Source organism: Actinokineospora iranica, from assembly GCF_900101685.1.
GTDB lineage: Bacteria > Actinomycetota > Actinomycetes > Mycobacteriales > Pseudonocardiaceae > Actinokineospora > Actinokineospora iranica.
Window position 1 is genome coordinate 459,905 of record NZ_FMZZ01000002.1, and the last position, 10,982, is coordinate 470,886.

Sequence of the window (10,982 nt, forward strand, 5' to 3'; positions counted from 1 at the left end):
ACCCAATGGGACATCGCGAGGATTTGTTGGTCGGCGCCAAACGCTGCCTGATCGAGAAAGGCTACGCGCGCACCACCGCGCGCGACATCGTGGCCGCCTCCAGCACCAACCTGGCGTCGATCGGCTATCACTTCGGCTCGAAGGAGGCACTGCTCAACCAGGCGCTGCTCCAGGCGAACACCGAGTGGAGCCAGGCGCTCGACGCCGCCATGGCCGCCGGGACGGGCGGCGGCCGGGGCATGGAGTCCCTGGAGCACTTCGAGGCGGTGTGGTGCCGGGTGGTGCGACTGCTCGCCGACCGCGGCGGACTGTGCGCGGCCAACTTCGAGATCTTCGCGCAGATCCAGCACGCCCCCGAGGTCCGCGAGACCCTCGCGGGCGGACTCGACGAGATCCGCCGCGGCCTGGCGAAGACGTTCCTCTGCGACCAGGCCGACGAGTCGACGGTCCGGGCGGTGGGGTCGTTCTACCAGGCCCTGCTGACCGGCGTGATGGCCCAGTGGCTCATCGATCCGGAGAACGCCCCCAGCGGCAACGACCTCGCGAAGGCGCTGCGGACCATCGTCCACGGAATCACCTCGGCAGCCCTAAGCCGCTAGACAATCGTATAAAGAAATACTCACCCTCTGGACCGAAAAGTGAACGGGGAAGGGCGGCTCTGCGCGCCCAGGATCAGGAGCCATGGCCTGCCGCCGCTTAAACTAAGCCAGAGTCCGTGGCCGGGCGATGATCCGCGCGCCGTGAGCCGGGATCAGCGTGATGTTGCGGGTCTTCTCCGGCTCTGGCGGCCCCACCGGCTCCAGGTCGTAGCGGACCAGGACCGCCTTGAGCACGGCCGCGGCCTCCTGCAAGGAGAAACCCGCGCCGAGGCAGCGGCGGACACCGCCGCCGAAGGGAATCCAGGTGCCCGCTTCCGGTTGGGCGCCGACGAAGCGCTCCGGGCGGAACTCACCGGGAGCAGGGTGGTGGTCGGCGTCCTGGTGGACCAGGCCGATGCTGGGGGTCACGACGATGCCCTTGGGCAGGAGGCGGCCCGCGATGACCGTCGGCTCGGTGAGCTTGCGGGCGACGCCGTAGATGACCGGGCGCAGCCGCATCGCCTCTTTGGCAACGGCTTGCAGGTAATCGTCGTCGCCGGTGTCGGCGGCTTCCTGTGCCTTGCGCAGGATCTCGGGGTGGCGGGCCAGTTCGTGAAACGACCAGGCCAACGCGGTTGCCGTGGTCTCGTGTCCGGCGAGCAGCAGCGTCATCATGTGGTCGCGCAACTCGACGTCGGAGGCGTCCGGGTCGGCGGTCAGCAGGCGGGAGAGGACATCGTTGCGCTCGGCCAGATCCGGGTGGGCGCGGCGGTCGCGGATCTCGGCGTAGAGCAGTTCGTCCGCCGCCAGAAGGTTCTCCAGGTCGCGCTTCCACGGCCAGAAGCGGTTCAGCCTCGGGTAACTCCAGCCCAGAACCGACACCACGCCGATATCGGTGACCTTGGCGATGAGCGGGCGCAGCTTCGCCAGCCGCTCGCCGTCGGCCATGCCGAACACGACCCGCAGGATGATCTCCAGGGTGAGCGCGTTCATCGGGCCGCGCACCGCGAACGGCGTGCCCGTCGGCCATTTCTCGGCGGCGTCGACGGCCAGTTCGTCCATCATCCCGGCGTACCCGCGCAGCGCGGCGCCGTTGAACGCGGGCATCAGGCGCTTGCGGGACCGCAGGTGCTCGTCCCCGTCGAGGATGAGCACCGAGTGCTCGCCCATGACCGGCGCCAGGACCGCGTTTCCCCGGCCCGCGTGGAAAACCGAGGCCGGGCCTGCGAACACCTCGCGGATGTCCTCCGGTTTGGACAGCAGCACCAGCGTGCGGCCCGCGGCCAGCCGAACGGTGAACGGGTCGCCGTAGCGCCGCAGCCACCTCGGGACGACCTTGTGCCGGGACCGCATGAACAGCACGGTCTGCACCACCCGCGGCAGCCGCGGCCCGTCGGGCAGGGCCTCGCGCGACACGACTCCGGCCGAACCCATGAGCACCCTCCGCGGCTGTGCCTACCGAAAGTAGGTTAACCCTGTATACCCGGTCCGGCAGGGGCGGGCAAGGAAGCGCGGTGGACCGAGACCGCGTAGTCGCCCCCGGTGAACGGGGCGCGGTCCCAGGTGGCGAACCGCTCGACCGGCGCCAGGCCCGCCGCCGCGGCGTGGGCGTCGTAGTCGGCGAGGGTGTAGCCGCGGTCGAGGCGGAAACCGGCGATCAGCACGCCGCCGGGCGCCACGTGCCTGCCCACCCCGGCGACCAGCGCGGCCTGGGTGCCGGGCGGGGTGAACAGCGGGACGTTGCCCGCCATCACCACCACGTCGAACACCCGCCCGAGGTCGAGGGCGGCCAGATCCGACCGCACCCAGGTGATCCCCGGCGCGAGCCTGCCCGCGGTGGCCAGCATGGACTCGTCCAGGTCCACCCCGATCACCTCGATGCCGTGGCGGGCCAGCTCGATGCCCACCCGCCCGGTTCCGCATCCCGCGTCGAGCACGGATTTCGGCGCGTAGGCGCGCACGAACGCGGCCTCGCCGTGCACGTTCTTTCCGGAGGCGGCGAGATCGTCGAAGCGGCGCTGGTAGTCGTCGCCGTCCCAAGTGGTGGTCACCGCTGAATCCTCTCAAACGCCAAAGGCCGCCCGCACTGGTGCGGGCGGCCTTTGACGCGGGTCAGTCGCCGGTCAGTCGCCCCGGCGCAGCAGAGCCGAGAGCGAGTACGGGCCGGGGCCCAGAACCGCGATCAGCAGGAAGATCCAGGCGAACAGCGCGGCCTGCTCACCCATGTTCTGCAGCGGCAGCAGCCCCATCGGCTGGTGCACGGTGAAGTACGCGTAGGCCATGGCGCCCGAGCAGAGCAGGGCCGCGGGCCGGGTCAACAGTCCCAAGAGGACCAACGCGCCCCCGCCGACCTCGATGACGCTGCCCCACCAGCCGGGCCACTCGCCGAAGGAGACGCTGCCGCCCTGGGTATCGATGCCGCCGAAGAAGCCGAAGCCCTGCAAACCGTGGCAGATGAACAGAAAGGCGACGACGATCCGGACGACGGACACGGTCGGCCCGCTCAGCCGCTCCAGGTCGACGGACTTGGCGGAGTTCATGACGCTCATGATGCTGATTCCCCTCAATTTCCTTGTGTGGTCAGGCGAAAACGCCGTCGAGCCAGGCCTGCCACGCCTTGCCCTCGGTTTCCTCGTCCGCGTCGGCCGCGAACAGGTGGTGCCCAAGCGACACCGGCGCGCCCCAGGGCTCGCGGCAGTAGAACCGGTAGAGCGCGTCGCCGGAGCGGATGCCGACGAACTGGCCCTCCAGGTAGTCGATCTCGCCGTCGACCGGCGCCAGACCGGGCACCGCGACGCGGACACGGTCGCCGGTCTCGCTCGTCTCGGTGATGCCGAGCGCGCGGCGCAGGACGTCGACGGAGCCAGGCTGGGTCGAGCTCTCCGGGCCGTCCGCGCCGATGTAGGCGGCCTTCCTGCCCGGGAAGTGCTTGACGTACTGGCCAAGGGAGTGCAGGTAGAAGTCCGTGTGCTTGCCCGCGCCGTCGTACTGGGTGTCCCAGTCGTCGGTGAAGATTCCACTGTGGACGTACCGGGCCACGCAGGTGCCGCCGTCGCGCGCCTCGATGACGTGCTCCAGGGCGTTGAACCAGCCGTCTTCGCCGTCGGTGCGGAACGACACCCGGTGCGGCGGGTCCCAGACGGTGACCCGGTTTCCCTCATCGTCCGGGGCGCCGTCCGCGGGCGGCGTCGGTGTCGGGAACAGCCACGCCGAGGTGTTCTCGGTGATGGCGGCGAAAACCTGCTCCGGAGTGGCCTCCAGGACGACCTCGCGGCGGATCTCGAAGGGCTTGGACATGACTAGGACTCCTTGGTGTTCTGTGCGGTCTTGAGACTCGGGTGCAACGCGACGATCACCCGGTGGTCGCGCCCGTTCGGCGCGTTCTCGGCGTGGTACTTGCGGGCCAGTTCGGCCACCGCCTCCTGCAACTCGCCCGCGAAGGCGGCGCGGTCGGCGGCGGTGGCGAAGCGGAGTTCGGTGTCGCTGGCGTAGGTGGCCAGCCGCTGCTTGGCCGCGGTGGCCCCGGCGATGAGCTCGCCGAGTTCGCGCACCAGCCGGGCGGCCAGGGCGAGCAGCCACCGGGCGGAGAGCTGGTCGGGCGACTTGGCCGGGTCGGGGGCGACCGCGGACAGCGCGTTCGGGGAGATGACGTAAGAGGCGGCGGTCGCGCGCAACACCCGCTCGGTGCAGTTGCCCTTGCGCCGCTCCTCGACCAGTTCCACGAGGCCGTGCCGCTCAAGCGCCCGCAGGTGGTAGTTCACCTTCTGCCGCGGCAGCCCGACCACCGCGGCCAGCGAGCTGGCCGAGCCGGGCTCCGCCAGCGCGGCCAGCAGCCTGGCGCGCACCGGGTCGAGCGTGACCTCGGCCGCGGCCGGGTCGTCGATCACTGCCACATCGAACATGGGAACAGCCTCACACCGACAACTTTTCTTGTCAAGGGTTAGTTTTGTTGTCGGCAGATCGGGTTGTCGGACCGGCGTCGTAAAATGCCCTGACCACGGACGATCCTGACCAGGCGGGAGACATGCCCACTTACGCGCTGCTCGTGCGGCCCGCGATGAACCGCGTCTACGCCGAGTCGGCGGTGGCCCTGACGACGGCCGAGCTGGCCGTCTTCGACCGGGCCGTCCTCGACGGCAGGATCAGCGGAATCGACCAGACCCGGATCGGCGGCGTCCCGTACGTCACCTTCGACGCGGAGTCCTTCGACAAGCGGGACGCGGACTACCTGGCCAACCTGTCCTCGGCCTACGCGCTGTTCGAGGTCCACGGCGACCTGCTCGCCCCGATCGAGCTGCGCCCCCTCGACCGCTTCGACGACGACCTGCTGACCATCCAGAAGTACGCGGGCAAGACCAACGAGCACTTCACCAAGCTGCTGTTGAACGTGACCCTGGCGTCCTCGGCGTTCGGGCAGCAGATGCTGGACCGGCGCCTGCGCGTGCTCGACCCGCTCTGCGGCCGGGGCACCACGCTCAACCAGGCGCTGATGTACGGCTACGACGCCGAGGGCATCGACATCGACGGCAAGGACTTCGAGGCCTACGGCGCGTTCATCCGGACGTGGCTCAAGCGCAAGCGGGTCAAGCACCACGCCGAGACCGGCCGCGTCCGCCGCGACGGCAAGCTCATCGGCCGCGAGCTGCGGGTCTCCCTGGGGGTCAACAAGGAGAGCTACAAGGCGGGCGACGCGCTCACCCTGGGCTACGTCAACGCCGACACCACCCGCGCGGGGGACTTCCACCGCCGGGACAGCTTCGACGTCGTCGTCGCCGACGCCCCCTACGGCGTCCAGCACGGCAGCCGGGCCGCGGACCTGCGCCGCAGCCCGCTGGAGCTCATCCGCGCCGCCGCCCCCGGCTGGGCGACCCTGCTGCGGCCCGGCGGCGCGCTGGGCCTGTCCTGGAACACCAACGTCGCCACCCGCGCCGACCTGCTCGCCGCGCTCGCCGACGCGGGCCTCGAACCCCTCGACGACGGCCCGTACCGCGACTTCGCGCACCGGGTCGACCAGGCCATCGTCCGCGACATCGCGGTGGCCCGCCGCCCCCAGCGAAGGTGACCGCAACCGATCCCCGCGGGCGGTGTTCTACTGGACATGCCTGACGACGCCCTGCTCACCGCCCTCACCGACGACCTCGACACGGGGTTCGCCGAACTGGTCCGCGACTACGAGCGAATCGTGTACTCGGTGGCGCTGCGGATCGGCGGTGGCGGGGACGCGGAAGACCTCACCGCCGAGTGCTTCCTGCGCGCCTACGGGGCCCTGCGCGGGTACGACCGGTCCCGCATCCTGGCACTGCGGCCGCGGGCGTGGCTGCTGACCATCCTGCTCAACACCTGGCGCAACACCGCCCGCTCCGCGAGCAGACGACCCCAGCAGACCCCATTCGCGACCCTGCCGGAACGGGCGATGGCCGGACCCAGCGTCGAGGACATGGTCGAAAACGGCGAGACCCGCCGCGAGCTGGGCGAACTGGTGTCGGGTCTGCCGGACAGACAACGGGTGGCGGTGGTGCTGCGGCACGTCGTCGGGCTGCCGGTGGCCGAGATCGCCGCCGTCATGCGGCTCCCCGAAGGGACCGTCAAATCACACATCTCCCGCGGCCTCACCCGGCTGCGCGAGGACTACGCCGCCCACGCGGCGACCGAGGCAAGGAAGGTGCCGCGATGAGCGCGGAAGACCGAATCGTCGAGGAACTGTCCAAGCTGCTCGCCACCCCGCCGTACAGCACGGCCGCGAAGGTGTTCGCCGACTGGACCATCGTCTCCAGCAGAATCGGGAAACTCTACGTGGCCTTCACCGACGCGGGCGTGAGCTACATCCGCACAGCGGAGTCCGTCCACCACGACGACAAGACATTCATGGAGATCTACCACCACTCGTTCCAGCGCCCCCTGCGCCGCGCCGAACGCCCACCCACAGGCCTGGCGCCCGCGCTGCAACGCCCCGCCACCGCCAAGAACGTCCCGGTCGACCTCCGCCACCTGACCCCGTTCGAACGCGAAGTGCTCGCCGCCACCCGCCGCATCCCCCCCGGCCAAACCCGCCCCTACGCCTGGGTCGCCCGGGAAATCGGCAGACCGCGCGCCGTCCGCGCGGTGGGCACCGCCCTGGGCAACAATCCCGTGCCGGTCCTGATCCCCTGCCACCGGGTCATCCGCTCCGACGGCCAACTCGGCCAGTACATCTTCGGCAGCGAGGTCAAGGAACACCTGCTCCGCGCCGAGGGCTCCAATGTGGACGAGACACTGGCCCTGGCCAAAGCCAAGGTCTTCTACCTCGGCAGCGACACCACCCACATCGTCTGCTACCCCACCTGCCCCGACGCCCGCAGAATCACCCCGCCCCACCGCCACGGCTTCCGCACCCTCCCCGAAGCCCTCGCCGCGGGCTACCGACCCTGCCACCACTGCAACCCAACGACGTGACACCCCACCCACTCGCCCCACTCACCCACCCGCCAGGGCCGCCCCCACGTGCCCTCCCCCGCCGCCACCCGGTGCCGCCGCCCCCAGGCGGGCGGCGGCACCGGGCCCGCCGATCACATCAGGATCTCCCCGACCCGCCAGTCTCGACGGCCTGTCCGACACGCCGACCGAGTCGATCAACACCAAGATCGGACCGCTCGCAGGGATGGCCCCCGCTGCCTTCTTCGTGGCTCCTGATCAAGGAGTCCTGGTCGCCAGGTCCGGCATGACTGACGCCCCAGTCGCACGCTCGTCACCGGCGCCGGGCGCGGCCTGGGCGCCGACATCGTCCGCGCGGCCATGGCCGCGGGCCACCGGGTGGTGGCGACCGGTCGCCGTCCCGACCGCGTCGAGCAGGCGCTCGGCGCGCACGACGACCTGCTGGCGACGCGGCTGGACGTGACCAGCCCCAGCGACGCGGACGCCGCCGTCGCCGCGGCCGTGCGGCGGTTCGGCCGAGTCGACGTCCTGGTCAACAACGCGGGCAACTCCTACCCGGGCTACTTCGAGGAGATCCCGCCCGAGCACATGCGGGCACAGATCGAGACCACCTTGTTCGAGCCGATGAACTTCACCCGCGCCGGGCTGCCGTTGATGCGTGGGCAACGCGGTGGGCACATCATCACGATCTCCTCGATCGATGGCTTGGCGGGCCTGGAGTTCTGCGCCGCCTACGCCACCGCCAAGTTCGGCGTCGAGGGCTGGATGGAATCGCTGCGCCACGACGTCGAGCCGTTCGGCATCCGCACCACCGTCGTCAACCCCGGGCTTTTCCGCACCGAGTTTCTGGCCGAACCCTCCAAGACCTGGCCGCGCCCCTCGACCGACGACTACGCCCAGCGCCCCGCGGCCCTGCTTCCGGCCTGGCAAGGCAAGAGCGGCGCCCAGCCCGGCGATCCGGCCAAACTCGCCGCGTCCCTGGTCACGCTCGCGGACGCCGCCGACCCGCCACCCCGTTGGATCGTCGGAGACGACGCCCTGGCGACCGCGGAAGCCAAGGCCAGACAGCTCTTGGCCCAGGTCGAGGCATCCCGCCGATCCGGCAGCGGCCTGAACCACCCCCCATTCGAGCGCCAGGAAGAGCGGACCGCCGAGACAGTCACCGCCCGCGGCCGTGCCCGCTGATCGGTCACCGCGCCCTGCCGGGAGAAAGGAAGCAGCGCTGACGGACACCGCGCAGCCGACAGCACGCCACGACAACCCCATGCCGCGCTTGGACCTGACCGCGCAGGAGGGCGGGGCGCTGCGCGATGTCGCGGAAGGACTGGCGGACGCCGGTCCTTCCCACACTCTCGACCAGCGGCTGGAAGCCATCGCGGTCCGCGCCCACGAACTGCCCACCCGGGTCCGCGCCGCGCTGACCGGCTTCCGGTTGACCGGCAGGCCCTACGGCGGGCTCATCCTGTCCGGTCTTCCCATCGACCAGGACCTGCTCGGACCGACCCCCACCGACGACACCAGCCCCCGGACTCGCCCGAACTGCGTTGCGCCACCGCCATGCTGCTGCTGGTCGGCTCGCTGCTGGGCAGTCCCATCTCCTTCCTCACGCAGCGCGCGGGCGAGTTGATCCGCGATGTCTTCCCCATGCCCGACCACGAGCAGGAAAAACTGGCCTCAAGCTCCACGACGACGCTGCACTGGCACACCGAGGACGCCTTCCACCCCCACCGCCCCGACTGGGTGGTGCTGGTCGGCCTGCGCAACCCAGACGACGTCAGCACCACCTTCGTCCCCGTCACCGACCTGGACCTCGCCCCCGACATTCGGCGGACCCTGTCCGAGGAACGGTTCACCATCGTCCCTGACGGGTCCCACTCACCGACCCTCGACAGCACCGGAGACAGCGCCCACAGCCCCAGCGCCGAGACCTTTCACCGCATCGTCGCGGAGACCTACCGACCACGGGAACTCGCCATCCTCACCGGCGACCCCACAGCGCCCTTCCTATGCCTCGACCCGCCCTTCATGCGGCGGCCACTGCAAGACCCCCGAGCCGAGACCGCCCTCGACACGCTGATCGATACCGTCGACCGATCCCTGCGTGAGGTCACTGTGCGGCCAGGACAGATATTGGTCATCGACAACAAACGCGCCGTGCACGGCCGCCGCCCCTTCCAACCCCGCTACGACGGCACCGACCGCTGGCTGCGGCGCGTCAAAGTGGCCGCCGACCTCCGCACGACCGAAGGACGCCGATTCGGCTCCCACGGCAGGGCGGTGGTGTGAGAACCCGCAGGCTCTCGCCCGCCCCCGCTGTCATCGCGAACAGAGGTGATGCGACCAAGGCGCGCGTCGTGGAACAGTGGTGCCGAGTGGACGTTCTGGATGCGAGGTGCGCCGGTGCTGGAGTTGATTCCCCGACGACGAGTCGAATTGGGACCGGGGGCGGTGCAGGTGCCGGACTGGGTGGACGCGGACACGCAGCGGACGCTGGTGGCGGCGTGTCGGGAATGGGCGCCAGGGTCGCGGCACACCCGGATGCCCAACGGTGGCGTGATGTCCGTGCGGACGGTGTGCCTGGGGTGGCACTGGCGGCCGTACCGCTACTCCCGCACGCTTGACGATGGGTCGCCGGTGCTGCCGTTTCCGGAGTGGCTGCGCGATCTGGGGCGGCGGGCGGTCGCGGCGGCCTACGGCACGGCAGGCGATTACACGCCGGACGTGGCGTTGGTGAACTTCTACGACACCGCCGCGAAAATGGGGATGCACCAGGACAAGGACGAACGCAGCCTCGCCCCGGTGGTCTCCCTGAGCCTCGGCGACACGGGTGTGTTCCGCTTCGGCAACACCGAGACCCGTGGCCGTCCGTGGACCGACGTCGAACTCCGCTCCGGCGACCTCGTGGTCTTCGGCGGAGAGTCCCGACTGGCGTACCACGGCGTGCCCAAGATCCTGCCCGGCACCGGAAACATCGGCGGACGACTGAACATCACCCTGCGCGAGTCCGGCCTGTAACCCGAGCGGACATGACCGAGAGCACGAAGCTCCGCTTACCCGCGCCACCACCGACACCCGAACCGCGCGGAGACCCAGCGGCCACCCCGAACCAAGGCGTCCAGACCACAAGCGACCCGAACCCAGGCTGCTCCTCCAGGCCCGTGGCTAGATGTTCACCAGCGCCCGACACCACGCCAGCGGCTACCTCCCCGCTGCACCACCCTCGCCTGCTTCCCGGGTCTGAGTCACCGCGCGTTGTGGAAGATGATTCCGAGCACACACCTCCGTCCTGTGTGGACCTTGCTCACGCCGTGGCGCATGGCGACCCTCCGGAACCCCCGCGCGCCAGGGACCGGGCGGTGGCGGACCGGGAACACGACCGCTTGGCCTAAGCCGGGGCGCGCCACCACGGCTCGGGATTGCTGCCGGGGCCGGTTCTCCACGAACACGCTTTCGCCGCCGGTGAAGTCTTGCTCAGGGGTGCTGAGCATGATCGCCACCTGTAAGGGGAATGTCAGGTCGCCGTAGACGTCTTGGTGCAGGCAGTTGTAGCCGCCGGAGTCGTAGCGCAGGAGCAGGGGCGTGGGTTTGTGTTGGCCCAGGGCGGCGCATTCGGCGAGGAGGGTGTCCAGGTCGGGCGGGTAGGCGCGTTCGGACAGTCGGGTGGCCCAGTGGTTCGCGAGGGTGGCCAGGGGTGGGTACAGGGTGGTGCGCAGCTTCGCGACCAGGGGCACCAGGGGGTCGGCGAAGTACTTGTAGGCGCCTTCGCCGAAGGCGTGGCGAGCCATGACGACGGTGCCGCGGAACACCTCGTCGTGGTCGAACAGCCCTGCCAGCTCGGCGCAGTGGTCGGGAGTCAGCAGCGGTGGGGTCAGGGCGAAGCCCGCCGCGTCCACTTCGGCGGTCACGGTGGGCCAGTCCAGGTCGGGCAGGTCGGGCAGGTCGGGCATGGGGCGCTCCTTCGTGGGTGTGGTTAGAGGAACACCGGCTTCCCGG

General features: G+C 70.3%; 13 protein-coding genes and 1 pseudogene. 8 read left to right on the forward strand and 6 right to left on the reverse strand.

Annotated features, from left to right (window positions below; translation table 11 throughout):
• Nucleotides 1-5: 5 nt before the first annotated feature.
• On the forward strand, nucleotides 6-599 hold the full coding sequence (locus tag BLS56_RS07495; protein WP_091449180.1) for a TetR/AcrR family transcriptional regulator: 594 nt from the start codon (nucleotides 6-8) through the stop codon (nucleotides 597-599).
• 102 nt (nucleotides 600-701) lie between these two features.
• On the opposite strand, the gene BLS56_RS07500 is transcribed toward BLS56_RS07495, so the two are convergent.
• The 5 genes from BLS56_RS07500 to BLS56_RS07520 form a co-directional block, all read right to left on the reverse strand.
• Nucleotides 702-2,012, reverse strand: a complete 1,311-nt coding sequence (locus BLS56_RS07500; RefSeq protein WP_091449181.1) for a cytochrome P450 — start codon at nucleotides 2,010-2,012, stop codon at nucleotides 702-704.
• A 35-nt stretch (nucleotides 2,013-2,047) separates the two neighbouring features.
• A complete protein-coding gene (locus tag BLS56_RS07505; protein ID WP_091449182.1) occupies nucleotides 2,048-2,629 on the reverse strand; it encodes a class I SAM-dependent DNA methyltransferase in 582 nt (193 codons plus the stop codon).
• Between the two features lie 72 nt (nucleotides 2,630-2,701).
• On the reverse strand, nucleotides 2,702-3,118 hold the full coding sequence (locus tag BLS56_RS07510; protein WP_407640497.1) for a DoxX family protein: 417 nt from the start codon (nucleotides 3,116-3,118) through the stop codon (nucleotides 2,702-2,704).
• A 40-nt stretch (nucleotides 3,119-3,158) separates the two neighbouring features.
• A complete protein-coding gene (locus BLS56_RS07515) occupies nucleotides 3,159-3,875 on the reverse strand; it encodes an SRPBCC family protein (RefSeq protein WP_091449184.1) in 717 nt (238 codons plus the stop codon).
• Nucleotides 3,876-3,877: 2 nt separating this feature from the next.
• Nucleotides 3,878-4,480, reverse strand: coding sequence for an ArsR/SmtB family transcription factor (locus tag BLS56_RS07520; protein ID WP_091449185.1), 603 nt, complete (start codon nucleotides 4,478-4,480; stop codon nucleotides 3,878-3,880).
• Nucleotides 4,481-4,602: 122 nt separating this feature from the next.
• Here BLS56_RS07520 and BLS56_RS07525 point away from each other — a divergent pair, with 122 nt between their 5' ends.
• From BLS56_RS07525 to BLS56_RS07550, 7 genes and pseudogenes are all read left to right on the forward strand, one after another.
• Nucleotides 4,603-5,640, forward strand: coding sequence for a TRM11 family SAM-dependent methyltransferase (locus BLS56_RS07525; RefSeq protein WP_091449186.1), 1,038 nt, complete (start codon nucleotides 4,603-4,605; stop codon nucleotides 5,638-5,640).
• A gap of 36 nt (nucleotides 5,641-5,676) precedes the next feature.
• On the forward strand, nucleotides 5,677-6,252 hold the full coding sequence (locus BLS56_RS07530; protein ID WP_091449187.1) for an RNA polymerase sigma factor: 576 nt from the start codon (nucleotides 5,677-5,679) through the stop codon (nucleotides 6,250-6,252).
• Nucleotides 6,249-7,010, forward strand: coding sequence for a methylated-DNA--[protein]-cysteine S-methyltransferase (locus tag BLS56_RS07535; protein WP_091449188.1), 762 nt, complete (start codon nucleotides 6,249-6,251; stop codon nucleotides 7,008-7,010). The genes BLS56_RS07530 and BLS56_RS07535 overlap by 4 nt, the downstream gene beginning before the upstream one ends.
• Nucleotides 7,011-7,307: 297 nt before the next feature.
• A pseudogene (locus tag BLS56_RS07540) lies at nucleotides 7,308-8,174 on the forward strand (SDR family oxidoreductase); the annotation flags it as partial.
• Between the two features lie 79 nt (nucleotides 8,175-8,253).
• Entirely contained in the window at nucleotides 8,254-8,616 is a 363-nt protein-coding gene (locus tag BLS56_RS32130; RefSeq protein WP_228771444.1) for a hypothetical protein, read from the forward strand.
• On the forward strand, nucleotides 8,547-9,275 hold the full coding sequence (locus tag BLS56_RS07545; RefSeq protein ID WP_228771445.1) for a TauD/TfdA family dioxygenase: 729 nt from the start codon (nucleotides 8,547-8,549) through the stop codon (nucleotides 9,273-9,275). Before BLS56_RS32130 ends, BLS56_RS07545 begins: the two co-directional genes overlap by 70 nt.
• A gap of 114 nt (nucleotides 9,276-9,389) precedes the next feature.
• Nucleotides 9,390-10,004, forward strand: a complete 615-nt coding sequence (locus BLS56_RS07550) for an alpha-ketoglutarate-dependent dioxygenase AlkB family protein (RefSeq protein ID WP_175482716.1) — start codon at nucleotides 9,390-9,392, stop codon at nucleotides 10,002-10,004.
• Between the two features lie 227 nt (nucleotides 10,005-10,231).
• On the opposite strand, the gene BLS56_RS07555 is transcribed toward BLS56_RS07550, so the two are convergent.
• Nucleotides 10,232-10,936, reverse strand: a complete 705-nt coding sequence (locus BLS56_RS07555; RefSeq protein ID WP_091449190.1) for a 2OG-Fe(II) oxygenase — start codon at nucleotides 10,934-10,936, stop codon at nucleotides 10,232-10,234.
• Nucleotides 10,937-10,982: the final 46 nt, after the last annotated feature.

What these genes read in the sequence shown, in the direction of transcription:
- BLS56_RS07495 (WP_091449180.1), top strand. Translation starts at nt 6, where the DNA reads ATGGGACATCGCGAGGATTTGTTGGTCGGCGCCAAACGCTGCCTGATC.
- BLS56_RS07500 (WP_091449181.1), bottom strand. Translation starts at nt 2,012, where the DNA reads ATGGGTTCGGCCGGAGTCGTGTCGCGCGAGGCCCTGCCCGACGGGCCG.
- BLS56_RS07510 (WP_407640497.1), bottom strand. Translation starts at nt 3,118, where the DNA reads ATGAACTCCGCCAAGTCCGTCGACCTGGAGCGGCTGAGCGGGCCGACC.
- BLS56_RS07515 (WP_091449184.1), bottom strand. Translation starts at nt 3,875, where the DNA reads ATGTCCAAGCCCTTCGAGATCCGCCGCGAGGTCGTCCTGGAGGCCACT.
- BLS56_RS07520 (WP_091449185.1), bottom strand. Translation starts at nt 4,480, where the DNA reads ATGTTCGATGTGGCAGTGATCGACGACCCGGCCGCGGCCGAGGTCACG.
- BLS56_RS07525 (WP_091449186.1), top strand. Translation starts at nt 4,603, where the DNA reads ATGCCCACTTACGCGCTGCTCGTGCGGCCCGCGATGAACCGCGTCTAC.
- BLS56_RS07530 (WP_091449187.1), top strand. Translation starts at nt 5,677, where the DNA reads ATGCCTGACGACGCCCTGCTCACCGCCCTCACCGACGACCTCGACACG.
- BLS56_RS07535 (WP_091449188.1), top strand. Translation starts at nt 6,249, where the DNA reads ATGAGCGCGGAAGACCGAATCGTCGAGGAACTGTCCAAGCTGCTCGCC.
- BLS56_RS32130 (WP_228771444.1), top strand. Translation starts at nt 8,254, where the DNA reads ATGCCGCGCTTGGACCTGACCGCGCAGGAGGGCGGGGCGCTGCGCGAT.
- BLS56_RS07545 (WP_228771445.1), top strand. Translation starts at nt 8,547, where the DNA reads ATGCTGCTGCTGGTCGGCTCGCTGCTGGGCAGTCCCATCTCCTTCCTC.
- BLS56_RS07555 (WP_091449190.1), bottom strand. Translation starts at nt 10,936, where the DNA reads ATGCCCGACCTGCCCGACCTGCCCGACCTGGACTGGCCCACCGTGACC.